This is a genomic window from Streptococcus sp. VTCC 12905, assembly GCF_049893385.1.
GTDB classification, from domain to species: Bacteria; Bacillota; Bacilli; order Lactobacillales; family Streptococcaceae; genus Streptococcus; species Streptococcus suis_AA.
In genome coordinates this window covers 1-26250 of the sequence record NZ_JBMVJC010000031.1, presented here as the reverse complement: position 1 = coordinate 26250, position 26250 = coordinate 1, and the positions used below count along the sequence as shown (strand labels likewise).

The following is a 26250-nucleotide window of genomic DNA, read 5'->3' as shown; positions in this document are numbered from 1 at the left end:
TGAATGTGTCTGTTTTTAGGAGAAACTGAAAAAGCATCAAGAGAACGAAAATTAAGACCGAAACACTTGGACTTTTTTCTTGTTTCAGTCTTGAATTATTGCTCTGTTGATGTTACAATATATCTAAACTGATTGAACAAGTGCCTTTTGTTTAATCGGTAAGGCGGAAGGTGTTAGCGCACCTTTCGTCTTTTCTTCGTGTTTTCCTATGATTATATTATACCACAATCATATCAAAATGCAAGCATTTTCTATGGAAATATTATCAAAAACCTTGACATCTCAAGGTTTTTTTGATATTTAGTCTCTTTCATCTGTAAGGCTTACACCATATTTCGGCTTAACATTCGGACGTTTTAACTGGGGCAATGTATAGGAGGATTGGACATTGCAAAATTGACCAAGGAGATTACTCTCTTGGTCTTTTATTTTTTGATAGGATTGTCGCCATTCTCCAAAAAAGAGGTCTCTCAATTCTCCTGCATGACTCAAAAGAATAGTCTGACTCATAGTATCTGCGCCTTCTTTGCTCCAATACATCCCCCTGTTTTTCATCCGATAGGTTATTTTACGATGCTGAGACTCCATGATACCTATACCACTTGTAGATAGACCAAACGTTTCAGGACTTTCCGTGTATTTGAAATTTCTCAAGAGTTGCCGTCTGAAGCGTTGAAAGTTTTCTAGTTTCTCATCACTATCAATCAAAGACTCAGCTGTATCTAATACTAACTTCAGCTGACTCTTATCCCTATTTTTGAGGGCTTGAAATGCCTGCTTGGTCAGTTCTGAAGGAAAAGGTCTAAGCTGTGTCTTGATGGCTTGATTCACATGAAAAGCATCCCAAAAATGAAAATGTTCTTTAGGTCTGAACCCACTGACAAGCTCCTTGAAGAGATTAGGAGAGTAGCCCTTTCCACCATCTGAGTTGGTTACAATGACCGTTTCAGGCGTTAGCTCAAAGCGCTCCATAATCAAATCAAGGAGTTTGTCTTTAGCCTGATGATAGTGTGTCGATATGACCTCAAATTTATCCTTCAGGATATTTCTTTTACCTGTCTTACTCCCTGTATGGACGACAAAATGGCTGAGTTCTACGGACTTCCCTTTCTTGTTTGGGGTGGATTGTTTAACCCAAACGCCATCGCCTTCAATATACAGCCGTCTGGCTTTGATTTTGCTTGGTCTATCGGATAACCTATCTGCTGATAAGGAATCATAGTCAGCCTTATCCTCTAGGAGCTGACCTGCGACATCGAGGGCATGCTGAACAGTATTCTTCGTGATATAGATTGACTTGAGAAGCTCCATCACTTCAACTACTTTCCGATAGGGCATATAGTTAGACAGCCTTGTAATTTGGTAAAGGAGTTCTTGAGAAAATCGTGACCGTGGCTCAAGTCCTAATTTTTCATCTACTGGGATTCTAACCGTATCACCTTTTTTCCATCTACTCCTTGAAAAAGTCATTTCCCCAAAAGAGAAAATAACTGTCCGCTCCTTCTGATTGATTCTTTTGAATCCCTGTGCTCTCATACTTGGGGCAATAGACTTCTCATAGTCTTCAATCATCTTCAAAAATGTTTTCTGATTGTCTGTTTTTAACCGTTCTGAAAAAACTCTCTCATCCAGCATCATCTCTTCCCCTTTTCTTACAATATGTCTATTATAACGGAAATCAGGACAATAAAAAAAGACCTCTCCATTTGGAAAGGTCACTATTGTTACAATAATATTTATCATTGTTTTTATATTGATTTTAATAGCTATTTATATCATGGTTAAAATAGCTATCTAAAGAGAAAGGTCTTCTTCTTTGCTGGGGGCTACTTCTTTGTAGTGCCTTGAGTTTCTTTCTTCAGCCTTTAATCTCGTGATGAAATCCATAAAGCCTCTTTTTATGTTGATTAAAATAGTGATTTATATAAATATTAAAATCATGATATTTATTCTTGATACTGTTCAATCCACTCATCAAGGAAGGTGGATGCACCACTATATCCTGATGCTTCTGCGATTCTATCCAGCTTTTCCCGATTTTGGGGTTTCAGTGTAAACTGATAAGGAAATTTGGTCTTCCCTGATGGACGACCAGCTTTTCGCCCTCGTTTCTTTTGTGGCTTAGGGTCTTTAATCTCTTCTTGAAGGACTTTACTGATTTTCTCTTTTTTAGATTCAAACGCCATGCTATACCTCTTTTCGATAGTGATTTTTATAATGATTAAAATAGTGATATATATAATGATAAAAATTAAGCCATATCTGTGAGTTCCTGAAGCTCATTCAATGTGTCAGTCAAGGCTGAAAAGAAATTCTTATGTTCCCTCTTCAATGTTGAGTCAAGCATCATGTCTATAACCGTTTCATCTTTGGTGGCACGGTTAAACAGTTCCTTTTGAGGAATTAGACCAACGACTGAAGAATCAGTTTTCAAGGCTTCTAATAGCTCTTTTGATTTTGCCGTATTATGCTTAATCATATTTGGCAAGAAATAGAGGTGAGCCGTAATCAATGATTCCCGACTAGGGCGGACAATTTCCGTCTTACGGTATTGTTCTAGGCGAACTTCTAAATTCTCCTTAGCTTCAAAAGCAAAATCACTAGGGGTAATTGGGCTAAAAAGCGTGTGACTGACTGCGATAGCGTTTCTTGTCGCAATCCCAAAATCGGGACGACAATCCAAAATGACATAATCGTATTGGTCAAGATTTTTGGACTCTAAATTATCCCCCAGCCAATCATAGAGATACATATTTTGATTAGGGTCAGTTTCTAGCTTTCTTTCCGATTCATCCAATTTCATTGACCCAGCAATGAGGTCAATGTTAGGAGCAACAGACAAGATAGCAACATCATCCGAACCAGCAAAAACATTGGCAACAGTTGACGTGTCTTCATAAACATCATAGAAATGTGTCAGGTTGCACTGATGGTCAAGGTCAATAAATAAGACCTTGTACCCTTTACTAGCTAGGTACTGACCATTTAGAAGGGCTAGGGTAGTTTTTCCTACTCCACCCTTAATAGCTACAAAACTAATGAGCTTCATTCTTTATCTTCCTCTCTAGCTGATTTCTTCAAATCGTAATTCATCAAAAGTCAGCGGAAACCACGATTTGTATTGAGTTTGAACTTCTTCTAGGGACTTATCCTCAATACGATTCAGTTCTCCTTGTCTTTACTTGTCACAATAATCATCTTCATTCTCCCTTTTTCTATAGTCTTATTATAATATAAATCACTATAAAAATCAATATTAAAATCATTATTTTAATCAATATTTTTATCACTATCTTTTTATGTCATATTTTTTACGATACCGTCTGAACGTCCTCTCATTGATGCCTGTCAAGCTCGCCACATCCTTATCTGTATAGCCTTTTTGATAGAGTTCAAAAGCGTGTTTCAATCTGCTGTCATTATCTGAAAAAAGGGCTTTACGTCCCCTGTACTTACCTTGTGTCTTTGCAATGGTGATACCTTGCGCTTGTCTTTCCTTAATACGTTCCCTTTCAGCCTGTGCCTGATATTTGTATAGCTCCAAAATCAGGTTGTTCAAAAGCCGTCTGAGGTTATCATCTTCAATCCCACGAAGTGTAGGAAGATTCAGAACTTCCAAAGTTGCCCCTTTGGTCTGAATCTCATTCATGACCTCGGTCAGTTCCTTGTTGTTTCTTCCCAATCGTTCCAACTCAGTCACAACGACTCTGTCCCCTTCTCGGATATAATTAAGCATCGCCTTCAGCTGAGGGCGGTCTTTACTTGCTCCGCTCATAGCTTCTTGAAACAGTTTATCAACCCCCTTTAGTTGTTCCAGTTGCCTAGCCATGTTTTGGTCTGAAGCGCTGATTCTAGCATAGCCGATTTTATCCATTTTCTACCTCCATATTTTGCCTAACCCTATTGTCCGCTTGTAAAACCCCATAAAATCAAGTGCCATGTTTAAGGACAATAGGGCATACCCTATTGTCCATTAGCCTTAGAATTTTATTTCACTGAAAAATCGATCGCCGTTGGCGGTGATTTTTCTCAGCCTATCTTTCCATTTCTTCAGGGTCATTTTTCTGAGGAGAAATTTCTTGTCTTCTTGCTTGAGCGTGTTTCTCAAGTTTTTCATATTGAGTAAAGTCTTTAACAATACTATCAAATTTTTCCTTCAGGGCTTTCCGTTCGATTGAAACCTCAACAACCTGTTTTTCAATCTCTTTTGGATTGACTGATGGCGAAATATTGAGTTCTTCCAAAACTTGATAAGCTACTTTTGCATCAATCGGACTTTCTGAATGAATATCTTCAAGCGCTGAAGCAATTTTGTTCAAGCGTTCCACTTTATCATCAAGCCTGTCTAATGAATCTTGTGTTTCTTCAATTTGAGCAATAAAGCGGTCACGTAGTTCATGAAACTGGTCAGAATCAGATACATTATGACTGACTAGGTAATTATATTCCTTGACCAGTAAATCCAACTTGGAAATATTAGGGTTCTTGGTCAAGATATATTCTCCACTCTCATAAGCAAGCTGATTGATAAGCGTTGACCCTTTCATAAATTTGTTACTGGTGGAATTGTCAGGATTGATGAAATAGAAAAAGTCCGATTTCTTGATAAAAATATCAAAGCTCCCGTCCTCTTGTTTATCAACTAATCGACTTGGAATTTTGACCATTCCTTGATTAGCTATCCCATACTGCATTTGAAGATAGATACCTGTGTTAGTTTCATGTTCTACCTGCCACGGTTCTATCTTGACTCGAATTTCAAAGTCTTCCGCTTTTTCTGCTTGCTCTTTGTCATACTCATCTTTAATAGATTCTAGCGGATGGACGATTTCATTTTTAGCTATCCGCTCTTCAATTTGCTCCAAAGAATACCGCCCCTTTTTGGATAGAGTGCTATCCCTTGTGTTCCTCTTTTGCTCTTTATCTAGTAATTTGTATTTGGCATATTTACCCGAAAAATCAACTGCAAGACCTAGCGCTTTTGCTTTCTCTTGAAAATCCGCTAGACTGGTTGAATGCTTCAGAAGAAATTCAAGACGGGACTTTATTTCTAGCTTGAAGATATTCTCTTTTTGATAAGCAGAATATTCTTTGTGACCAAATCGATTTTTATGTTCAAGGATTTTAGCACCTGCTAAATCCGCATACTTATCAGAAATTTGTTCAAGGGCTTTCTTCGTTCCTTTCTGCCATCTGAATTTATTCAAGGTTATCGAATTAGTGGAATTGATATAAATGTGATTATGCAAATGTCCCTTGTCCATGTGAGTGGCAATCACAAATTGATGACCTCCACCTGTCAACTCAAGAGCAGTCTTTCGTCCTATCTCGTGAACTTGCTCAGGTGTCAGATTGTCTTCAGGAGAAAAGGACTGAATGACGTGGTGTGCCAAAACTTCATTAGTTCCTATCTCCTCTTGATTGATTGGTCTGCCTTTTTCTAAATTGGCAAGTTGTTTCAGTTGCATCATTTCAGAATAAGCTGATTCTAAATCAATTATCAAATTTCCTGAAACCAGTTGAGATACAGGTTTACCATTAACCATTTTTACAGGGAAGTTTAAATTAGAATCAAGTAATTCTGCCCCAATGGTTTTTGCCCCATCTTCAATATATTTGAGTCCTTCTGATAGCTTATTAACGGATTTTATCTGCTTAACTTTTGTAACGACCATAGACGGTTAACCTCTTCTCTCTTTTAAGAGTTTTTCTGTTAGCGACATTTCTTTATCAATTTTGTTATTCATCATCTGTTTAATTTCAGAAAGTGAGTCCTGCAAAGATTGATAAGATTCAAGACTTATCTCTTCATTTGTGTTGACATATTTGGCAAGTTGATTGATATTTGTTCCAATCCGATTGATTTCCGTTCTGAGTTTTATCAGTTCAGAATAATCAACCTTTACGACCTCACCTGTCAAAAGCATATAACGGGCGTAGGTATTGAAATTTGAAAAATTATGGTATGCCATCCTCTGCTTAATAAGCTCATTCTCTTGAGGTGTTACTCTCATAATTTTTTGGATTTGTCTATATAACTTTTTTGGGTCACTCATATTTTTTCTCCTTCATTTTACTTGACATCTGAGCCATAGCCCCCTATACTTTTCAAACTGGCAAGCATAGCAAGGTGATAGCACCTTGCGAAATTTAAAAGATTTCCCCACTCCCCAAATATGGCAATTCTGCCAAAATGGGGACGGGTCAATCTTTCAAGTTTTGGGGAATTTCCCCAAGCCCCTTAGTCGTCTTTCAGACTTTAGTTGACTTCAACTTGTTGAAGCAACTCCATTTTTAATGACTGATAGTCTTCATCTGAAAGAGAGTCAAGATAGCTAATAGTCTCTTGGTATTCTTCAGCTAAATCAGGGTCAATTTCTTTTAGTTCATCCGCATCCTCATCTAAAAGGGCGATGGCTTTTCTGCGCTTGGCTTCAATGAAATTGTCATTTCTTGCATACGCTCCATTCTCAAAATAGAAGAGGTTGAGAAGTAAGGTTGTTTCGATAGTGTCGTTCATGGTGTTAGTCCTCCGTTTGTTTTCTACGACTCATAAAGCCTGCTGATAATTGAGCGACAAGGTCTTTTACAGGCTCATCTCGTTGTCGCTCTTCTGCGCTTTTTTTGGTTCGTCTTTCGCCTGCGCTTTCTCTTTAGGCTCAACTGATTTTTCTTTTTCTTTGGTTTTCAGTCGGTTCAGTTTTTCCTGAAAAGCATCTTTGGTCAGTTCCTTGTTTTGGTATTTTTCAAGTGATTTATCAATTCTTGAAATCAAGCTATCTGCTTCTTTTTGGACAATTTTGATTTGCGCTTCAAGGTCAGATAGCCCTTCAGGGTCTTGTGACCATGTTGCCAAATAACCGAAACTGTACTCACTTGTATCCAGTCCGTAATGGCTGGCAACGACAAAAGCGACTGACTCCGCTTGTAGTTCTGCGGTACTTCTTTTCAGTGGCGCTTCTTGTAATTTTTTCAAATTGTGCAAGTCTGAATGTGCCATTTCATGAAAAATAGTTTTTAGGGTTTGTTGCTCAGACATCCCTTGTTTAATCACAATATGATTGTCTTTGGGGGAGAAATAGCCGTTGGCTGTTCCTGTGTCATTGCTGAAAGAAAGGGGAACGCCATTAGCTTCAGATACCTCTTTTGCTGACTTGTAGAGGTTGCCATAATCTTCATAAGTTCCTTCAAGGTCATAGATAGGTTTAGCTAATTCTTTTCCGCTGGTTTGTGAGACATCAAAGACAGGTACAAGTTTGAAGGACGTGTAAGTTTGTTCATTGCCATTCTCATCAAGTAGTGGCTCTTTAGTTTTAGGGTTTTTTCTTTTTAGCGTAATCGGGGCAAAAATTCGTAAAGCCTTCTCGCCTTTATTGACATTTCTTTCAAAATCATCCTTCCACTTTTTGAAAGAAGCCACATGAGAAGCATCAGGATTTTGAGTCATAATCAACTGAATATTTCTCGGAGAATAGTTGTGAAACTTGCTCATTGTCTCAAGGTATTGTTTGTAGGTATCTGATTCAAAATAATCATTGACACCATCCTTCAATAGCTGAGAAAGTCCTTTACTGTCTTTTGCTTCAATCAGTTCTGCGACAGTTCTAGTTGGTTTTACTGATGAAGAATTTTGAGAATTGGGATGGTCAACATCTAAAGGACTTGACCCATAACCAACTTCCTCATTATCAGATTTTCCATCACCATCTGTATCAGGGCTAAGGGGATTTGTTCCCTGATTTTTCTCCTGCTCATCAGAAATACCATCCCCATCTGAGTCACGTTCCAGCTCTTGACGTTGTTCTTCAGCTTGCTTTTTCTCCTCATCCTCTTTAAGGATTTGTTCAAAGCGATTCAATAAATTTTGGTCTTGATTTTCTGCCATTTGATGTCCTCCATTTTGTAAGTTTGGTTCATCTTTGAAAGGTTCAACAGATTGAAGTTCTTTCAAAGTTTCCATCATAGCTTTACCGCCATCAGTGACTTTTTCATGATTCAAAGCTATCTCTTCAATCACGCCATCACGTTCACGATAAATGCCGATGATTTCATTTTTGGTTGCTTGTTCCAGTTCAGTATTGAGAACTTTTCTCGCCTTGAAGACTGAGACGGGAACTGTACCGTCTTCTGTATCTGCTCGAAACAGAAGCATAATATCTTTATCATCTGCCTTGATAAGACTGTCAAAACGTCCCTCATACCGCTCAATCCCTTGAAGATTGTCAAAGTAAAAAGAATCCAGTTCTAGGGCAACGCTCAGGTCTGGGAGAACCTTGATTTTATTTAGGGCTGAAGAGTCGTTTGACAATAACATATCAGGATAGGCATGTTCTCCTCCACTCGCAAAATCATGTAAGGTCTTTTCAGGTGTCTGACCTTCGCCCAAAGGTTTTAATCCCGTCAAGTGCATGAAGTTTTTCTCTTGGAAATTGACTTGTGCCACATTCCCGTCAGAAGTAAAATAACTGACTGTGGTATTCGCCAACTCATCCCGATAGAATCGGGCTGCTTCCTGAATATCATGCCCTCGTCTATTGATTTTGACTAATTCCTGTTGAGTGACCGAATGCTCAAGGCGTGTTCTTCTTGACTTCAGCTCATTAGTTATGCTAAAATGTAGGTACTGAGAGGATATTGTAGGGCGACTGGTAACAGAGCGTTCAAAGGTACTTGTTTCAAGTACGGGTGAGGTGCTACCTTCAGCTTCGGGCTGTAAAGAACCCATGCGTAGATACGTCCTCTCCTTTTTTTGTTGCTCATTCAGCTCTTGACTTCGGTCAAGGGCTTTTTCTTTGCTTTCCTTCAGGTAGTCATTCCAGTCCATCTTATTTTGACCTTCTGCTCTCGGTGGAAGGTCTTGAGTCAAGCCAATCCCTTTAGCTGTCAAGCGCTCAATGAAGGTATGCCCAGCATCGTCATTATCAACGGCAAGCGTGATGAAGTCGTCATGCTTGCCACCATGAAAGAAGGTTGTGACCTCAGCCATATTGGCTAAGAAGGTTGGAATTTTGTCTTGCTCGACTTCTGCCTTAATAGCACCAGTTTCTGCCAATAGCTCCGCCACGTGACGGCTGACCGTTGATTCTTTTAAGCCATCCATAGCGACTAAGCGGACATCCTGAAGGGTGTCCTGATGAAGCTCATAATAACTCATCAGGTCTATTGGGGCTTCCGCAAAGACTAAGCGCTTTGGTGTCCCAATATCAACGTGCATCCCTGTCATACCATCTGAAGCCCTCATAATCTGTTTTAAGCGCCCTCTTTCGTATAGCTCATGATTTTCCTTAATGCCTTGTAGAGATGCGCCTATGACTTCATTCTGACGGTCTAGGCTCTTGAAGACGATGACTGGCTCAAAGTAGTCACCCGTCTTTTTAGTGGCTTGTGATAAGACGCCTTTTTCTCCGAAAAAATCGATCGTCTTATCAGACAAGCCCCTCACGTCTTTTAGGTAGTCCCTCGCTTCAATGAATTTGGTCTCATAAGGCTCAAGATAATAGCTGAAGGGTTCTTTTTCAGGCACGTTTGTCACATCAACCACGTCAAAACTGCCTTCCTCTAGAAAGTATTTTGCCTGCTTAAAAGAGAGTTTTTCACCTGTCAGTTCTTCTTGAACAACTTGAACCATCTTAATCACATCCCCACCAGTTGAACGGGCAAACCAGTTGAAATAGTTGTCCCTGACGTTGATAGTGAAAGAATCGTGTTCCATCCAAGCGTAAGTATGGCTTCCTGTTCGTTGTAACTGCATCCCTAAGCTGTCAGCCACCTCAAGGATGGCTAGTTGCTTGAGTTCGTCAATACTTGCCATTTAGCTTGCTCCTTTCTCTAATTGTGCCCTGATAGCTTTTTTGGTCTGCTCGATGAACCATTCTTTCGACTTTTGCCCTTGACCAACCAACTGAAGAGCTGTCTCCCATTTCCCCGTTGTTTCGGGGTTCGTGTACATGACTTCAAGATTATCCAAGAAAAGGACTAGCATCTTGCCCCTGTCCGTTGGAAAGAGTTGCCCCGTTTTCTTATCCCTTGTGATATAGTCACGGTCAATAATAGTCTTGATAATGCCTGCTCGTGTCGCTGGTGTCCCTAAATTATATTTAGGAAGGACATCATCAAGGAGACTGCTTTCTGTCAGACGGGCTGGTGGTTTGGTCTTGTCTTCTTTGATTTGGACTTCAGTGGCGATTCTATCCCCCTCCTGATAGACAGGAAGGACAGAGTCCTTATTTTTCTTCTCCGCAAGCCGAGTCCAGCCTTCAGAGGTCATCACATTCCCTTTGGCGCTGAAGGTTTGTCCGTTATTTTCAAGAGTGACTTGAGTGGCTTGATACCGATAATCTGGCGCAAACATGAGAAGCGTTCGCTTGAGAATTTCCAAGTAAACGGTCTTTTCATCTCCTTCAAGGCTTGCCACGTCAGCCGTGTTTTCCGTTGGGATAATGGCATAGTGTTCCATCTGCTTATCTTGCACGTACTTCTTGCGTGGTTGTGTGTTGGAAAAGTCTGTATCGATGCCAAGAATCGCTTTGTAATCTTCTAGATGCTTGACCAAGACTTCAAACTCATTAGGGGTTATCACTTTATGGTCAGTTCGTGGATAGGACGTGACCCCTTTTTGATAGAGTTTTTGAGCCACTTCAAGCGTATAAGCGGAGTCAAAATGAAATTTCTTACTCATTTCTGACTGAAGGCTTGTTAGATGGTACAAATTCGGCGCAGAAACCGCCTTATTTTCGCTTTGAATGGTTTTGACGACCGATTCCCCCCCAAGAGCCTTGAGGGCTTCCTGAGCGCTTTCTAGGGTCTCAAATTGCTCCTTATTTTTGAAGACTGTCCCTGCATCATCGACAAGCTCGACTTTCCAAAAAGGATGAGAGACAAAAGCATCAATCGCAAGGTCATTCTCGACAATGAGAGATACTATTGGGGTCTGTACTCGTCCAACTGAAAACTTCTTGTCTTTCTCGCCAAGATACCCCATTTCCTGAAGTTTCAGAGACGTCCACGGGCTGAAGTTAAAGCCCACCAACCAATCTGATTTGGCACGTGCTTCCGCTTCTTCCGCATATTTACGAGTTTCTTCTGCTGGTCTCAAGTGTTGAAAGGCTTTGATAATCCCTGCATCTGTTAAGGAATTAACCCATAGGCGATATTTGACCTTCTTCAGCGCATTTGGAATCAGCCTTAAAATGAGATAGGCGATGGATTCCCCTTCACGGTCTGCATCCGTTCCTATGATGATACAATCCGCTTGAGTGACTTCACGCTTAATCAGGTTAAACTGCTTTTTCTTATCAGCCTTAACCTCATACTCGAAGGCTTCAGGGAATGCTGGCAAGTTGGATAAGTTCCAATTTTCATAGTTCTGGTAAGGATTTTTTATCTCGACCAAGTGACCAACTGCTGAAACGACCGTCACCTGACCGTCTAGCAGGTCTGTCTTGACTCGCCATGCCCCCTTGTCATTGGTTGCCTGACCCAAAGCGTGAGCGTACTTTTTGGCTTGGTCAGGCTTTTCAGCAAGTACCACGTATTTCATCTTACTTTACCTCGACTTTCTCCTGAAGGAGTGCATCAATATTGTCCTTCAGATAATTCAGTTCCTCTTCAGTTGCCTTGACTTCCTCAACTTCAAGGACTTCCTGATATCTCGTTGGATAGCTGAAGAGTTGAGGAGCGACTGCTTGAAAGGCTTCTAGGTCTAGTGTCTGAATCAGCGTTGACACGAACTGATTCAAGACCTCTCCTTCTTCACTGGTTGCTGTGACGGCTTGCTCAAGCGCAAACCGCTTGAGTGCTTCAGCCATTGTGGCTAAGTCAACCGCTGAAAAGACGGTTTCAAAATATCCTATCCCCCTTGATTTTTGTTTCGTTTCCTTCATGGTTTTCCTCCAAACTAAGAAAACCTGTTAGACTTCCTAACAGGTTTTAACATCAATCTAGGCAACTTTCTCAAAAGGAAGTTCAGTCGCTAAGATTTTATCTGCATTAGTTTCAATTAAGCGTTCATGATTGACATTGGCATCCCAATCATCCATATCATTCATGGAACGGATGTACCGATACCAATTCGCATCACTTGGGCTATTGGCTAACTCCTTAGACCTTGGATGCTGAAGCACGTTAGTCTTTTTATCCCTGAAGACATTCTGTTTAGAGATAAAAATGAGGGCTTCATCTACCCCGATACGTGCCACTTCATCAGGAGTCAATAGGTCACGTTGGATGGTCTGAATAGACTCACTGCTTGAGCCTTGTGTTGACCGTGTTTTAGATTGATTCTTGACATTGATGGTCTGCTTACCGCTCCGCATAGAGAAGTAATTCATCGTTTCCTTGTCATTTGTTCCCAAATAGACCAAGGTAGCACAGTTATTGAAGATAGTCTCCCATTGGTCTTTATAGAGTGCCTTCAGCTGACTGATGGCTTGAATGATAATATCAATCGAAATCTCACGTGACCGTACGGATGAAAGGGTCTCCGTGAAGTTAGGAAAGCGCCCAAAGTTGGCAAACTCATCAAGAATCAGCCTGATATGAAGCAATTCTTCAGGTTTGCACGTGGGATGATTGCCCTGCAAAATCTCATCAGCGGTCATTGGGAGCTGTCTGAACATCATGGTAAACATGGTAGTCGCAATGAAGTTGAAAGACTTGTCTGTTTCAGGAATGGCAATAAAGACAGCCGTTTTCTCCATCTGCCATTTTTCCATTTCCATAGAATCACGGGCGGTCAGGTTTCTCACGGCATCATGGTCAAAGACCGCAAACCGTGAAGAAGCCAAAGACAGCACGCTGGTCATGGTCTTGCCTTCAAAGTTGCTATTGAAAAGCTCCCATTGGCGGTTAGCGTAGTTATTAGGGAGTTCAGCTTCTAGCTCTTCAAACATCCGTTCAACCACGCTAGGCGTGTCTTCATCGTCTCGCTTGATATTTCTCAGGAGGTCTGCGACTTGTGCAATGTTTGGCTCATACTTCTTCAGTACCTTCCCGTCAAAATAAAGGTAGCCAATCAGCGCCCGCATCAGGAGCATTTCCGCCTGATTCCAGAAGTCTTCTCCCGTATTGTCAGAGCGTTTTGTCCCTGCGATAATCGCTTCAGCCACCCTATCAATATCTAGCTCATCGTGCATATAGTGAAAGACGTTGAACTGATTGGAATTGGTCAGGCTCACAAGGTCAAAGACCTTAATTTTGTAGCCGTGTTCTTCAAGCATCTTGCCTGTTTCACGGACAAGAAGTCCTTTAGGGTCAGTAATGACAAAAGAACTATTCATCTGCATCAGGTTGGGCTTGACAAAGGTGAAAGTTTTCCCGTCCCCTGGCAACCCGACCGTCAGGGTATTTTTGTTCAGTTGCTTGTTAAAGGGAAGGCGCTTATTAAAGAGTCCCATCCGTCCATTTTGGCTGAATATCATATCATTTTCAGGCTCTTTATCCCTAAAAGAAGCTATCTCCTTGACCGTGGCATATCTCGCTGAACCGTATTCCTCACCGTAGCGGTAGCGCCCTTTGTCGTTGATGCGAAAGTAAAACAGGAGAACGACAAAGAAAGCCAGTCCGCCACCGTACAAGCTCGGTTGTGTGAAGTCAAAGTCAATCAGTGACTTACTTGACCAATTCGCCATCATCCAGTCCAAACGGGCACTATCCACTAAAATCACGCCTTCTGTGGCTGGTGCAATAGCATAGAGTTTGACCAACCAATGCGTCACATAAAAGACTATCAGCCCCACAATAAGGTAGGGCAAAAATTTCCGTTTCTTTTGTTCCGTAACCATCTATAACCCCTTTTCATCTTTGGCAATCGTCTTCTTAGGTGCTTTAGTTTTGACCTGTGCTTTTGCCTTGATTTCAGCTTTGACCTGCTTCTTGTAGTAAGCAAGTTTTTCATTTAAGGTCATGTTTTTAGGGCTTTTAACAAGGTTCTCCTTGAGCTTTTCCGCCTTGTTGGGGTCTGTTAAATCATTGATAACTCCTTTAAAGCTGGCTTCTAGGGCTTGAACATTTTTCGCATCGATGGCAATCGTACTTGTCCCGTCACCATTGTCCTTGATAGAAAAGCCCACCTCGTAGCCCTTCAGATACTCTTCTAAGCGCTCTGAGTTGACTTCACTATTTAAAAAGGTTTCAAAGTGCTTGGTTTCCTTTGTCGCCATGAACTGATTCCAGTTGGTTTTATCGGAAAAGGTCTTATTTTCAGCATAGGTTTTGACACTTTGATAGCCATTTTCAATAGCATAGTAGAGAGCCTTCAAGAAGAGTTCCCCTGTCAATTTGTAAACATCCGCTATTTTCATCCCGACTCGTTCTTGTTCCATTTATGTCCTCCTTTTCTAAAAAGAAAAGCGCTTAATCTCTCGTGATTAAACGCTTGATTTGACTTAATTATCTTTGACCATTTTTTTCTTGAATAAGAACGCTCCTAGCATCGTGATAATTCCTGAAATTGTTAGCATTGCATTTTCCTTTTCGCCAGTTGTTGGGAGTGTTTTTGTTTCACCTGTATTGGTCTTAACAGAAATTGTCTTGTCCGCATTGACAACTCCTCCTACCACTTCAGGAGCAACTGTTGCTGTTGTTCCATCGTTATATGCCACCACAACTTGGCTATTTTGTGTGGAAACAATCTGATAGCCTGTATTGGTGTAAACTGGAGCTGAAGGGGAAACGTTAGAGACCACTTGACCCGTTACCGTTGAGGTTGTCCCAACTTGGCTAGCCCCTGCATTCACCGCTGTCTGTGCTGAGACATTAGGGTTATTGGTTGGAATTGCTGGATTTGGGGTCAGGGTTGTTGTCCCACCGTTTACCGTTGGAACAGTTACAGTCCCTGTCCCATCGCCATCTGATGGCGTTGTGTTTGTTGTCGTTGGTTCTGTTGGCTGGGCTGGCTCACTTGGTTCAGTCGTGGTGCTTGGTTCTGTTGGTGTGTTTGCTGTCCCATCTGTTGAGGGTACAGTCGTGTCTGAAGGCTGTGTGACCGTTGTGGTGTCCGCTGGTTCAGTTGTAGATGGTTCAGTCGGAACAGTCGCATTAGGGTCTGTTGGAGTGACCACAGCGCCCCCTGTTGTGTCTGATGGCACGGTTGGCGTTTCAGCTGGGTCTGTTGGGACAGTTGGCGTAGTGGTATCATCTGACGGTGTAGCTGTTGAATTGGCAATCGTTGACTCTACTGCCACCGCTCGGGTGTCCGTTGCTGGCACGTTCTCATCCGCAAAAGCGGTCAATGAGCTTGCGGATGCCAATACGGCAACTGAGTAGAGTGTCATCATTTTAGTCCATTTTTTCATTTTCTTTCCCTCGTTTTGATTAGTGATAGTGATTAAAATAGCTATTTTAATATTGATTTTTATAGCGATTCTTATTCTCCAAAGCTAGAGAATTTCGGTTGACCGACTAACACATAGCCATAAGTTGCCGTCTCTGATTCCTGAAAAGGAAGGGTAAGGCGGACAGTCTTGATGGTGTCATCGTCATCCTTGGTTGTGACCACAAAGGTTACGTTGATAGTGTCGTTCTTTTGAGAGACCCCTTCATAAATCGTTGACTGGACTTGCTCATCTGTTTTGGCTGAGACGCCTTCAGCTTTCAAGTCCTTACTCAAGAAGTCCTTGAGGTTGTCATCTCTGCCTGAATAGTAGTTGGCAATAAAGAAGCGACCGACCACCTCGACCTGACCCTGATGCTCTTCAAGAGTCACACGGTTTTCAAGGGCTTTGATGGTTTGGGTTTGTTGCTGAAGTAAGGCAAACGAAGCGATAGACAAGCCTAACGCTCCAATCGCAAGCACCTTCCAAATAAGTCCTATTGATGCTGGTCTTGCTTTGGCTTGACGTGGGACTTTTGAAGGAGTTGCCTTTTTCTTGCCTTTGGGAGCTGAGACTTTTTGAGTTTTGGAAGACGGTTTTTCAGCCGTCTCAACCAACTGCTCTTGTGTTTTTTCAAGTTCCAAGCGATGCGGATTTGATTTCAGCTCCTTTTCAGGTGCTTCTGTCAGTTCTTCTGCTTCAAGTGGTGCTGAGATTGGCTCTGAGAGGTCAAGTTCAGCTGATTGTGCGGGTTCTTCTTCAGAAACGTCCTCAGAAGCGCTGACTTTGGGCTGTGTCTTGTGACGTTGAAGAAAAGCAAAACCCTTCTTCTCTCGCTTCAGCCCAAAACCGTCAAGCGCTTCCTCAACGATAGACTGAAGAGGAAGGGACAAGCTCGTATTATCTAGAATCTCCCCATCTTCTGACAACTGTTCCAACTGAAGTGTGAAAATCTCGTTTCTATCTTCAGCCCAAACCGATTTTTCATTGATGACAGATAAAAGTTCATCCCGATTAGCGCAAGTTTCTTGTTGACGGGTTTGAAGATTAGTAATTCGGAACATGACCGTCACCGCCATTCTCAGTAGCATCTTCAGCCTTATCCTTTGCGAAGCGTTCCAGCTCCTCAATAGATTTACCTGATTCACTCATCAAAGCGACAATATACTCAGCTTTGGTGGCTTTCAGTTGCTTAGTCAGCTCTTTTTCCTTGGTGACCAATTGAGCTTTTTGAGATTGTACTTTATCAAGCTCTTTTTCCAATTTTTCTGTTTTTGCTTTCAGCCCTTGGCTTTGTGATTTTCTAGTGACCATTCTTTTTCTCCTTTTCGGTTACTAATGTTAAGAAGCATCTTTTTCAGTACTTGATTCAGTGCTGTTTTCAGATGCTGACGTGTCTTCTGAAGAGCTTTCTGTCTCCTCTGATGACGTGGTAGTGTTATCTAGGATGCCATAGTCTCCCGTTTGGTCTGTCAATATGATGGACTCCATCTTATTGACCTTGAGTGTTCCGTTCTCATTGACATAAGTGAGACGAAGCGTGAGCTTATTCATAACATCCTTTTGAGCAGTATCATAATTTTTCTTTTCATCAAGAAGTGTATTGACATAGTTGACTTGTACAATGACAGACAAATCTTCTTGATTGATAAAGATTTCTGATGACTTGTATGCAAAGTCAACGACAAAGCCTTTATAGGTCTGACTCGTTGGCTCTTCTTCTTTGGCGACCTCCTGCTGGTAAAGTCCATCCGTCATATATTCCTTATAGCGGTTTCTGTTCTCGCCAAGGTCTTTTTTCGTGAAATAGCTAATCAGGAAATCCTCAACCTGCTCTTGAGTCAGTGCCGTTTCTGTGGACTCTTGTTTAGCTTCTGTTTTGGTGGTTTTGGTCTGACCACCTGATAGTGATTGACCGATGCCCACACCGACCACCACCGCCACGATGACCAAAAACACATAGCCGATTATTTTCAAAGCCTTGAGTTTTTTTAAATCTATCATAGTCTTCCTTTCTGAACTTTATTTTGGCGGAATCGCAAACGTATAGTAAGTTTGGTTTGTCCATACCGCCCAATGGATTTTATTCTGAACGCCTGAGACGTTACATTCTGAAATGAGAAATGACCCATCAGGATTGACGTATTCCACATAAGCCACGTGACCATAGGCTGGAAGGGTATAACCAAATCCTCCTGCTACTGATACGACTGCACCAGCTACTGGCGTGTTACTAAATTTCCAACCTTTAGCTACAAGGTTTCTGACCCAATCTTGACCATTTCCAAGCCAATTATAGGCTGGAGAAACTGCTTCGACTAAACGATTATATACATACCATGTACATTGACCGACTGGATAGGAATTTCCTGATAAGGACTGCGTGACGGTGGCTGCTGAAGGATAACTTTTCAGTTTAGAAGCATACTCAGAAGGAAAGTCCCAAGAACTTTGAAGAGTAGCACTTCCGCCTCTTGTACCGCCTGCTGTTGGATTTTGCAGATAGGACTGCACTTGTTGAGCATTATTTTGCCGTTCTTTTAACTTATCGCCTGCATTACCTTCCCAATAAACCAAGAATTTCTTAGTCAGGGTATTGACATCATCCTTTGAATGAAGAATATCCTTCAACGTTTGGATATAATATGGACTATCGCCATCCCACATAAAGTCAAGTTGAAGTTCTAAGTCATACCATTTCTTGCCTTTTGCTTTGGCATAGTTGAGGAGTGCTGTGTGACGGGTTGAACCTTCAGCCGTATCCGTCCACTGCCCTAGTCCAAGCCCTCGGTGGATGATATTAGGATAGATACCGTTATAGATTTCCATATTTCCCATATTCAACCAATTAGGGTCTTCCCATGAGTTAGCGGATGCCCCAACAGGTGGATTCAGATAATCCCCTTCAGCACGTTTAGCGGTGATGGAACTTTCCGTCCAAAAGTTCCCTAGCATAGCCGAAACGCCATTGATAGTGATGGTATTATCTTTCTTCTTCAGATAGTTATAGATGCTAGTGATTTTCTTACCAATATCACCGTCAATATTCATATCTGAGATGACAGACGTGGTCTGATTGTACTCTACTTTTGGCAAGTAAAAGCCAACATTGACCCAAGCCCATTCTTTCTTTTTCCTGTTCTTGAGTTTCTTGTAATAGACTTCTTGACCAGCCGTGTCACTCACTTCACCGATTTCATCGCCTGCTTTGACCCTGTCTCCGTTTTTAACTCGAATCCGTGCCACATTTTTATAAGTGAATTGAGCATCTTTAGTCTTGAGGGTCACATCATTCCCTTCGATAATGACTCTTCCCTCCATAACCGCATAGAGTTTGTCGCCTTGATTTGCCTGCAAAACAGAACCGTTATACATCTTGTCTTTAGACGTATAGCCAAAGCGTTTATCAATACGGATTGGAGAAAGCTCTTCATCGCTGACTTGGTTATTGAAAGGATTGTCAAGGTCATTATAAGTGATATAATAGCCAACCTGCTTAGCTTGGGCTAGGATTTCATCATAATCTGAGATAGCATCTTTACTGAGTTTCAGATACTTGTTATCCGTTGACGTGTAAATATCCGCCATCGTCTTCAAGTTATCTTTATCCCCGTTTAACTGCTCCCATATATCAGACAATAACTCTCTATAGGAATGTTTGACTTGATACCACTTTTTGTCTTTTTCATCATACTTGGCATCTAGGGTAAAGTCTTCATGTTTATACCCCATAAACATCATGATAGAGTCAATATCTGTCCAATAGTCCACTTCATCATTTGACTTCTCACGGTCGATCTTGGATAAGTATGTCCAAGTGTCCGTGAGGTCAAATTCATTTTGTGATACTGTGGTACTTCCGCCACCTGTAATAGCACCAAGAAGGGCGATAAGGAAGATACCAAGAAACATGATGATATAGGCTTTGGCTGATAAGGGATTTTTCAGCAACGTCAGGACTGGTTTAGCCACCTTTGCCCCAACTTTTTTAGTGGCGCTTGCAGTTTTACCCGCTTTTGAAGTTCTTAGTCGCATCCGCAAGCGGTCATACTTTGTTTTGGCTTTTGTTTCCCATCGATTTCGTACTGGGGTTCTCGTAAAACCACGACCACGGACAAGGTTATAGGTGCGATTTCCTGCCCCGTATATGCCCCGTGTTGCGCCCTTTCCAATCTTGACGGTATAATTGCCCAACTTCTTAGCTTGTCTCACTTCAGCGTGTGTTCTGCGGATATTTTGACGGGCTGAAGCAATATCTTCTAAAACGTCATTATCCTGAAAAGCAGAATCCACGGCTTGAGAAGCCTGATGATGCGCAACTCGTCCGACTTTTTGAAGGTTTGTTCCTCCGTTTCGTTGAATGGCTTGTCGCTTTTTGGCTTTAGCGTTCTTCTTATTCTCTTTTAGAGTTTCAAGTTCTTTACTAGCGACCTTCCGTCTTGCCTTTGTTTTCTGTCCCAAATAACGCTTTTCAGCATCCGTTTTAGGGTTCAGAAGCCGTGCTTCCGTCTTTTCAGCCTGCTTATAGCTGGTTTTCGTTGTCTTGAGGTCAGACTTGGCTTCCTTGTACTCACGTTTGGCATCTCGGAGGTCTCGTCTTGTTTGTCTTGACAACGGTACACCTCCTAAGCATCTGTGGTCACAAGCTCATACAGTCTTGTGTGTTTAGGAATAGGATTTTCAAAAGGAACAACCACCTGACCTGCGACAATCAAGCCTGTCCCTTTTGCTTTTGGTTTTTCAATATACTTGATGAGGGTCGGGGTCAAGGTAATAGCTTTTGCAAGAGCTTCAAGGTCAGATTTCTTGTGTTTCAAGAGAATCATGAACTCACTATTTGACACCAACTTCCGCCCCTCTTCCTTATTCATCAGGGTTTCAATATTTTGAGTGATGGCTGTGGCAATCGCTCCATATTTCCGAACCCGAGAATAAAGTTCTGTAAAGAAGATTGCCTGTGCTTCTTCCTTGAAGAAGAGTTGAACCTCGTCAAAGTAGATGCGAGTGGTCAACTTCCCTTGTGAAGCGACAACCTGATTCCAAATATAGTCTTGAATAACCATCATGGCAAAGGGTTTGAGTTTCCCTGATAGGCGTTTCAAATTAAAGACCACAAAGCGGTCAGTAATATCAACGTTGGTTTCATGCGCAAAGATATTTTGTGACCCTTTGGCATAGATTTCTGATTTCAGAGCTAGCTCATGCGCTTCAGGTTCTTCTTGTTCCTGAAGAATATCATGCCAATCCTTGAGGGTTGGGGTTCTATCGACTCCTTCAAAGCGTTTGTAAGTTTCACGGGTCACACGGTCAATAATCGTGTATTGAATATCTCCCACTTCTTCAAGAATGGACTCAAACAACCCCATCAGCAAGTTCGACTTATCCCCAATAGGGTCATCATCTTCATCTTTCAGCTGACTCACATCAGGCAAGTCCATCAGATTCAAATGAGACTTAGACCCGATGAAAATATCCACCAACTGCGCCCCAAATTCTCGCCCAATATCAGAGTATTCATCTTCAGGGTCAACAATGATGATACGGTCTTCAGGGTTCTTCAGGTAGGTTGGTATAATTTCCATAGTCTTCACGGTAACAGATTTCCCTGACCCTGAAGACCCAAGTACCACGCCTGACCCTGTGTTCAGGTCAGCCTTACGGTCAACGGTAATAACGTTGTTAGACAGTTGATTTTGTCCGTAGTATAGCGCCCGTTCACTTTCTGATTTGAGGTCAACGTTAGTAAAGGGAACTTGAGTCGCAAGGTTGGCTGTGGTCATATCACGGACAAAACGACGTTTGACATTTAAGAAGGTATGACCGATAGGAAGGATGGTGTTTAGTCCCTCCTCCTGATAGTAATAACATTCTTGAAAATCTACGCCCACCTTACGGGAAGCGGTCTGAATTTTATCCGTGATACTTTTCAGCTCCTCTTCATCTTCAGCCTTAAAATAAATGGCAATCAGCCCTGAAAAGGCTTTTTGGTCATTGTCGTCAATCTCTTCCTTCCACCGTCTCGTAGATTCAGAGACCTCACGTGCTCGACCACTAACCGCCAATTCTTGGTCAATCCCTTCCTGTGCCCCTGAACGTTGTGCCTTAACCATCTCAGCCTTGATGGTGGTGTCAGCGTTGTTAATCTTCTTCATGAAGCCTGAAGGCTCATAAGGTTCAGCTTGAACCGTGATAGCCAATTCAACGCCAATATCCGTTAAGTTCTTAATCATGCGGTCAGTCAGGAAGGTTGGGAAGTTTCGGGCATACATGACCTTAGCGACCCCTTCATTGATACGGAAACGATTTTCCAAAAAATGAAGCCTGTTAGGGGCGATAAAATCTTTGGTATGCAATTCAGACAAGGCTATATCTCGGAAAGTGTACGGGAGTTTGTGCTTCCCTAGAAGTAGCTCCGCAAACACATCTAGCCGTGCCTTCCCGTCCATTTCCTCAAAAGCAATATCCATCTGAGAATATTGATTTTCAAGGGAGTTGCCTAATTCACTCAGATTAGCATCTGCCTGCCCTCGATTGTAGGCTTCTGTCTTTAAGGTGACATATTTTTCAACCTGAAAATTCTTTGAATCACTTGAAAAACGGCTTTCAATCATCTCATTATATTCCTTGCGGAAATTATCAAAGCCGTCACCCACTTCATCATATTTTATTTGGTCAACGGCATTGTCTTCAATCCTGCGATTGATGACTAAGAGCTGAAAAGTCGTCCCTGCATCTAGTGAGTTGAGCGCTTCGGCGTGTGTGTCAATCACGTCAATCTTTTCATCCTGATTGGCTGAAAGATAAGCCACGTCTCCCAAGCGGTAGGTTCGTGACCATTCATTTTTTGCAATGTGCATCAGCCCATTTTCAAATAGGCTATTGTATTTTATCGTGTTCTGAGTGGAAGCCTTTAAGGAGCGTTTCAGCCGTGCTTTACGTTCCTTTTCAGCTTTCGTCAGTTTCTTTGATTTTCTTCCAAGATTTAAAATCATCAGTCGTGAACTCCTCTCCTTCCTCAAATTCAGTGATATATGCCCGTTTTTGGACTTTGAGATTAAACAGTACCTTATCTTTGAACGATTCATCAAAACCTAGCCCATAAATAACAAAGGGCGGGGCAATGAGAAGCGCCACAAGGTACATGAAAATTTCCGAGAGTCCCATTAAGGAAATGGTGATAGTGATGCTGACCACTATCCCTATGCCAACCATCATCACTAATAGCCGTTTGGTCATACCAAAGGCTATCGGTCTTTCATAGTTGTCAAACTCCTTCAGGAACTCGCTTCCTAGTTTGTTCATACAACCTCTTTCTAGCTACAATAAAAACACCTTGCCGTGCAAAGTGTTTGTTCAACAGTTTCAGTTTTGGTTATTCTTTTATTTGACCAATCGTAGATAAGATAGCACCTACCAAAGCAATCATAAGGATAATAAATACAGTCCAACCTGATTCAAATGGATTCCCTGCTTCTACGCTATCTAAAACAAACGCATGAAATGCAAAGAAAGCTAAAACCCAAAAAATAGACAGCCCAATAAACATAACCACCCAGTTCCAGAGAACGCTTAGGATAAAGAAAGGCGTTGCAATCAGAAAACTAATCATCATCATGAGAATAGCAAAGAACCAGCTAAAGAACGAACTGATTCTTGACCAAATTGAGCGTTTAGCTCGCTTAGGAGCGATTGGCTGAATGAACGTTGGGCGTCCTTCCTGCTCGCTCTGACGTTGAGACGACGATAGCGTGATATGGTTTCCTTCTCGTCTAAAATGATACTTGGTTTCTGACATGACCTCACCTCCTAATACGTCTATTTTACCAAATTTTGAGCGTTTTTACATGGCATTCAAAAGAGTTTTTGCCAAACGTTGACTACCAAAAAGCGCAATGATATAGACAATGCTTTTTGCAATCGATGCAAAAGCTGTCACAAAATCGCCATCCCCAGCTTTAAACATATCATCTGCGACCAAAGCGGGGTAAAGTTTCATGATAATAATCAAAAGCAATCCTTGCAAGGCGTAGGATGCAAAAAGCTTGAAAAAGTTAATTGCAATTTGTCTTGTTTGTTCTGACATGAAAAACGCTATAATCAGTGGACCGACTGCTTTCAAGATATACATTTGGAAGAATCTCATAAATACTAGAATGTTTGCGCAGACACCACCTAAATACTCTGTCCCCCAACCTATAAATTTTACTATTTGTTTCAATACCCATCCGCTAATGCCAGACGTATCAACATCAGCACTGAAATCCTTTTTAGGTAATACGCCATCTACAAGAGCAATCCCCCTGTTAAATACCAAGACGATGAAATCGAAAATGGCTGAAAAGTTGTACACCAAGATAAAGGCGATGACATAGCCTAGCGCTACTTCCATCCAAAGCTGAACGGTTAAGCTACCGCCCTCTTGTCCTAGCCGTCTATTCCATGACATAATATCAAAGAGAAAGAAAGTCAGAATCAAGATAGATGCTACTGGTAACAAGGCATTTCCGATTTTATCCGCATACTGATTGACTGTTGAACTATATTCAGCTAGAGAATTTGTGATATTATCCATTCACTCTAGCTCCTTTCGACTTAAACAGAAATATTTTGAAGTGCTGCGATAATCGCTTGGCAAACTGCTGCCCCGATGACACCGATTGCACCCCCATTAACCATTGAGTTTGAGCCTTTTTCTTGGCGCATAGAATCATTATTGTTTCGACCACCAAAGAAGTCAATAGCTCCTGAAAGAACCCATACAAGTCCTGTAATAACGACTACTGCTTGAACAATTCTAAAAACACTAACTGCTGTATCCATAATTTTTAATCCTCTTTCTGATTTTCGTTTAAATTGATTTGTTTGATTGCATCTGCAAGGACTTTCATCTCGTCCTTGAAAAGCGTGACACCTTTGCCAACTCGTGAATGGTCATCTTTCCATGACCGAATATCATATTTTGGCTCGGCATCATTCCATGAAATGATATTTAATTCTTTTTGCCATCCCGTCTCAGTGGTGGATAAGGTTGCGATATGCTCGACCACCTCAAAGCGAATAGGCTCATTGTTGTCTTTTTTCGGGTGACGGTCAGACTGGTTTCTTTCTTCCTGTTGGTCTTCAAAGCTCCAACCATGCCCATTTTTCCAATCAGTCATGAATGTCCTCCTGTCTTTCCTTTCCACGTGCGGTGATAGCCTGTCCCAGTTAGCCTAAGAATGTTGGTCAATCCAAAACGACACCTTCTCGCAATTAAAATTCCATTTCTTTCAATCGTGCGAATTGCTGAAAAGACATCTTTGTACTCAACTTTAAGCTCAACGGTCATTGGTTTTCCTGCGACATAACCTTTTCTTTTCAGCGTGCCATACTTTGGCCTTAACGTCAAAATCTCACCACTGTCAAGATAGGCTGAAGCACCACCTTCACGTCCTAATTGTGTTAAGTCTCTGATGCAAACCTCATTGTTTGCAAGGTCTTCAAATTTATTCATTCTTTTCTCCTTCTCGAATAAATTTAGGTTGATTTACACCCATGCTGTATAGTCACGTGGACTATATCCGTACTTCATGCGCACCGTTTAAGGTCAAAACGGCAAACCTGCGATAATGCAATGTGTGACTGAGGCTAGATAACTAGCTTTACACTCCGCCCCCAATTTTGTATCTCATAGTCACGCTGTATCAGGGCAGAGGGGGTATTCAGTTGTCAAGGGACAGCAAGTAGTTTTACGACTTGCTCGGGTCAAGGGTTAAAACTAGCCGACTCCTTTAGTCTGCTGTTTCCTAATGGCTTGATTCCATTCAGCAACAATCCCATTAAAGACATATTCAGCAACCATTTCAGATGAACGGGCAAACCTTATATTTTCTAAAGCGTACTGATAGCGAACATCAAAATGAATCATGGCATAATCAGCGCTTGTTACTGAAAAGTTTTCTTTGAGGAGCTGGTCATGAACCAAGTCCCAAATATAGTCACGGTCATAGCGGGTAGCTTTATCAACTTTTCGTGATAATTGATTTTGATTCTTTTCTTCAGAATTTTGAGGAGTTCTTTCGTCCTCATCCTCAGAAAGAATATGTTTAATATCACTCTCTTTAGTCTCACTCTGTTTAGTATAAGTTGAGTCGGAATTTGCGACTTCTTGAAGTCTAATTTCACGACTTCTTGAAGTCGTATTTTCCGACTTCCGGAAGTCGGTTTTTTCGACTTCCATTGATTCTACTGTCTTTAAGAGGTCTTGAGCTTCTTCAAATTCCATATTTAGAATTTGAATATCCGTGATAACATTCTTGACGTAGATACGATTAGCCTTATTCAACCCTTGTCTAACTTCATCAATCAGACCATACTTAATGAGTTCTCTTTTTAGTTTCATAACTTTATCACGACCACATCCAAGGTCTTCTGCTAAGTCCTCAATGGCATAGTAAATAAAAATATCTCCTATATCATCCACAAAACGTAAATCACCTTTACGAGTGCTATCAAGGGAAGCACTCAAGCGGTCACGACAAAGCATGAACATCAATTTAGCTTCTGCTTTCAGTTTGCGATAATATTTTGTTCCAATGATTACTTTTGGAAGCTGATAGAAATTATCACTATTCAGCGCTTGCTCTAAAGAAATTCTTCCGTAAGCCATTATCTCACCTCACCAACTTTAAGCATCATGCCACCTTGTTCAGGGAACTTAATCAAGTTATATTCTTCAAGCTCCTTCAAAGATTCAACTACTTTCTCACGTGACCAACCTGTATCATTCATCAACGATACAATGACCATATTTCTTGATTGACGTTGTTTAGCACGTAATTTTTTCTGATTTGATTTCATAGTTGAATCCTCCTAAGACTAATTGAGCAAAAACAAAAGAGAACGTTTTTTACGTTCTCTAAATGTTATTTATTCAATTCTCCCAATTTAGGACACATAC

General features: G+C 41.5%; 26 protein-coding genes. All 26 read right to left on the bottom strand.

Going from position 1 to position 26250, the window contains the following annotated elements:
- Window positions 1–300: 300 nt before the first annotated feature.
- A complete protein-coding gene (locus ACPC58_RS09705) occupies window positions 301–1638 on the bottom strand; it encodes an ISLre2 family transposase (protein WP_434065906.1) in 1338 nt (445 codons plus the stop codon).
- Between the two features lie 308 nt (window positions 1639–1946).
- On the bottom strand, window positions 1947–2186 hold the full coding sequence (locus tag ACPC58_RS09700) for a hypothetical protein (RefSeq protein WP_024396444.1): 240 nt from the start codon (window positions 2184–2186) through the stop codon (window positions 1947–1949).
- Between the two features lie 65 nt (window positions 2187–2251).
- Window positions 2252–3049, bottom strand: coding sequence for a ParA family protein (locus ACPC58_RS09695; RefSeq protein WP_434065905.1), 798 nt, complete (start codon window positions 3047–3049; stop codon window positions 2252–2254).
- Between the two features lie 240 nt (window positions 3050–3289).
- Window positions 3290–3874: a recombinase family protein gene (locus tag ACPC58_RS09690; protein ID WP_434065904.1), complete on the bottom strand. Its 585-nt coding sequence runs from the start codon at window positions 3872–3874 to the stop codon at window positions 3290–3292.
- A 160-nt stretch (window positions 3875–4034) separates the two neighbouring features.
- The gene (locus tag ACPC58_RS09685) at window positions 4035–5675 is read right to left on the bottom strand and encodes a helical hairpin domain-containing protein (protein ID WP_434065903.1); all 1641 of its coding nucleotides are present in this window, start codon (window positions 5673–5675) and stop codon (window positions 4035–4037) included.
- Window positions 5676–5681: 6 nt separating this feature from the next.
- Window positions 5682–6056, bottom strand: coding sequence for a plasmid mobilization protein (locus tag ACPC58_RS09680; RefSeq protein ID WP_434065902.1), 375 nt, complete (start codon window positions 6054–6056; stop codon window positions 5682–5684).
- A 203-nt stretch (window positions 6057–6259) separates the two neighbouring features.
- Window positions 6260–6520, bottom strand: a complete 261-nt coding sequence (locus ACPC58_RS09675) for a transcriptional regulator (RefSeq protein ID WP_434065901.1) — start codon at window positions 6518–6520, stop codon at window positions 6260–6262.
- Window positions 6521–6586: 66 nt separating this feature from the next.
- Window positions 6587–9811, bottom strand: coding sequence for a PBECR4 domain-containing protein (locus tag ACPC58_RS09670; protein ID WP_434065900.1), 3225 nt, complete (start codon window positions 9809–9811; stop codon window positions 6587–6589).
- Window positions 9812–11539: a DNA topoisomerase gene (locus tag ACPC58_RS09665; RefSeq protein ID WP_434065899.1), complete on the bottom strand. Its 1728-nt coding sequence runs from the start codon at window positions 11537–11539 to the stop codon at window positions 9812–9814.
- Window position 11540: 1 nt separating this feature from the next.
- Entirely contained in the window at window positions 11541–11882 is a 342-nt protein-coding gene (locus tag ACPC58_RS09660) for a hypothetical protein (RefSeq protein WP_208573615.1), read from the bottom strand.
- Between the two features lie 57 nt (window positions 11883–11939).
- Window positions 11940–13781: a VirD4-like conjugal transfer protein, CD1115 family gene (locus ACPC58_RS09655; protein ID WP_434065898.1), complete on the bottom strand. Its 1842-nt coding sequence runs from the start codon at window positions 13779–13781 to the stop codon at window positions 11940–11942.
- A complete protein-coding gene (locus tag ACPC58_RS09650; protein ID WP_434065897.1) occupies window positions 13782–14321 on the bottom strand; it encodes a hypothetical protein in 540 nt (179 codons plus the stop codon). It lies immediately after the preceding gene.
- Window positions 14322–14384: 63 nt separating this feature from the next.
- Window positions 14385–15293: an LPXTG cell wall anchor domain-containing protein gene (locus ACPC58_RS09645; RefSeq protein ID WP_434065896.1), complete on the bottom strand. Its 909-nt coding sequence runs from the start codon at window positions 15291–15293 to the stop codon at window positions 14385–14387.
- A 71-nt stretch (window positions 15294–15364) separates the two neighbouring features.
- Window positions 15365–16402, bottom strand: a complete 1038-nt coding sequence (locus tag ACPC58_RS09640) for a hypothetical protein (RefSeq protein WP_434065895.1) — start codon at window positions 16400–16402, stop codon at window positions 15365–15367.
- Entirely contained in the window at window positions 16359–16625 is a 267-nt protein-coding gene (locus ACPC58_RS09635; protein ID WP_024396459.1) for a hypothetical protein, read from the bottom strand. The genes ACPC58_RS09640 and ACPC58_RS09635 overlap by 44 nt, the downstream gene beginning before the upstream one ends.
- A 27-nt stretch (window positions 16626–16652) precedes the next feature.
- Window positions 16653–17315, bottom strand: coding sequence for a hypothetical protein (locus ACPC58_RS09630; protein ID WP_434065894.1), 663 nt, complete (start codon window positions 17313–17315; stop codon window positions 16653–16655).
- A gap of 18 nt (window positions 17316–17333) precedes the next feature.
- Window positions 17334–19925 carry a phage tail tip lysozyme gene (locus ACPC58_RS09625; protein ID WP_434065893.1) on the bottom strand — a complete coding sequence of 864 codons (2592 nt, stop codon included), beginning with the start codon at window positions 19923–19925 and terminating at the stop codon, window positions 17334–17336.
- An 11-nt stretch (window positions 19926–19936) separates the two neighbouring features.
- Window positions 19937–22303, bottom strand: coding sequence for a VirB4-like conjugal transfer ATPase, CD1110 family (locus ACPC58_RS09620; RefSeq protein ID WP_434065892.1), 2367 nt, complete (start codon window positions 22301–22303; stop codon window positions 19937–19939).
- Window positions 22257–22613: a hypothetical protein gene (locus tag ACPC58_RS09615; RefSeq protein WP_024396463.1), complete on the bottom strand. Its 357-nt coding sequence runs from the start codon at window positions 22611–22613 to the stop codon at window positions 22257–22259. Before ACPC58_RS09615 ends, ACPC58_RS09620 begins: the two co-directional genes overlap by 47 nt.
- A gap of 70 nt (window positions 22614–22683) precedes the next feature.
- Entirely contained in the window at window positions 22684–23106 is a 423-nt protein-coding gene (locus tag ACPC58_RS09610) for a lactose transporter (protein ID WP_434065891.1), read from the bottom strand.
- A 45-nt stretch (window positions 23107–23151) separates the two neighbouring features.
- Window positions 23152–23883: a type IV secretion system protein gene (locus ACPC58_RS09605; protein WP_434065890.1), complete on the bottom strand. Its 732-nt coding sequence runs from the start codon at window positions 23881–23883 to the stop codon at window positions 23152–23154.
- A 20-nt stretch (window positions 23884–23903) separates the two neighbouring features.
- On the bottom strand, window positions 23904–24131 hold the full coding sequence (locus tag ACPC58_RS09600; protein ID WP_234756364.1) for a hypothetical protein: 228 nt from the start codon (window positions 24129–24131) through the stop codon (window positions 23904–23906).
- 5 nt (window positions 24132–24136) lie between these two features.
- Window positions 24137–24370, bottom strand: coding sequence for a YdbC family protein (locus ACPC58_RS09595; RefSeq protein ID WP_332068253.1), 234 nt, complete (start codon window positions 24368–24370; stop codon window positions 24137–24139).
- A 95-nt stretch (window positions 24371–24465) separates the two neighbouring features.
- Complete coding sequence (locus tag ACPC58_RS09590) at window positions 24466–24804, bottom strand: hypothetical protein (RefSeq protein ID WP_208573628.1); 339 nt, start codon at window positions 24802–24804, stop codon at window positions 24466–24468.
- A 264-nt stretch (window positions 24805–25068) separates the two neighbouring features.
- Window positions 25069–25959 carry a replication initiator protein A gene (locus ACPC58_RS09585; RefSeq protein WP_434065889.1) on the bottom strand — a complete coding sequence of 297 codons (891 nt, stop codon included), beginning with the start codon at window positions 25957–25959 and terminating at the stop codon, window positions 25069–25071.
- A complete protein-coding gene (locus ACPC58_RS09580; protein WP_208573630.1) occupies window positions 25959–26150 on the bottom strand; it encodes a hypothetical protein in 192 nt (63 codons plus the stop codon). The genes ACPC58_RS09585 and ACPC58_RS09580 overlap by 1 nt, the downstream gene beginning before the upstream one ends.
- Window positions 26151–26250 lie beyond the last annotated feature (100 nt).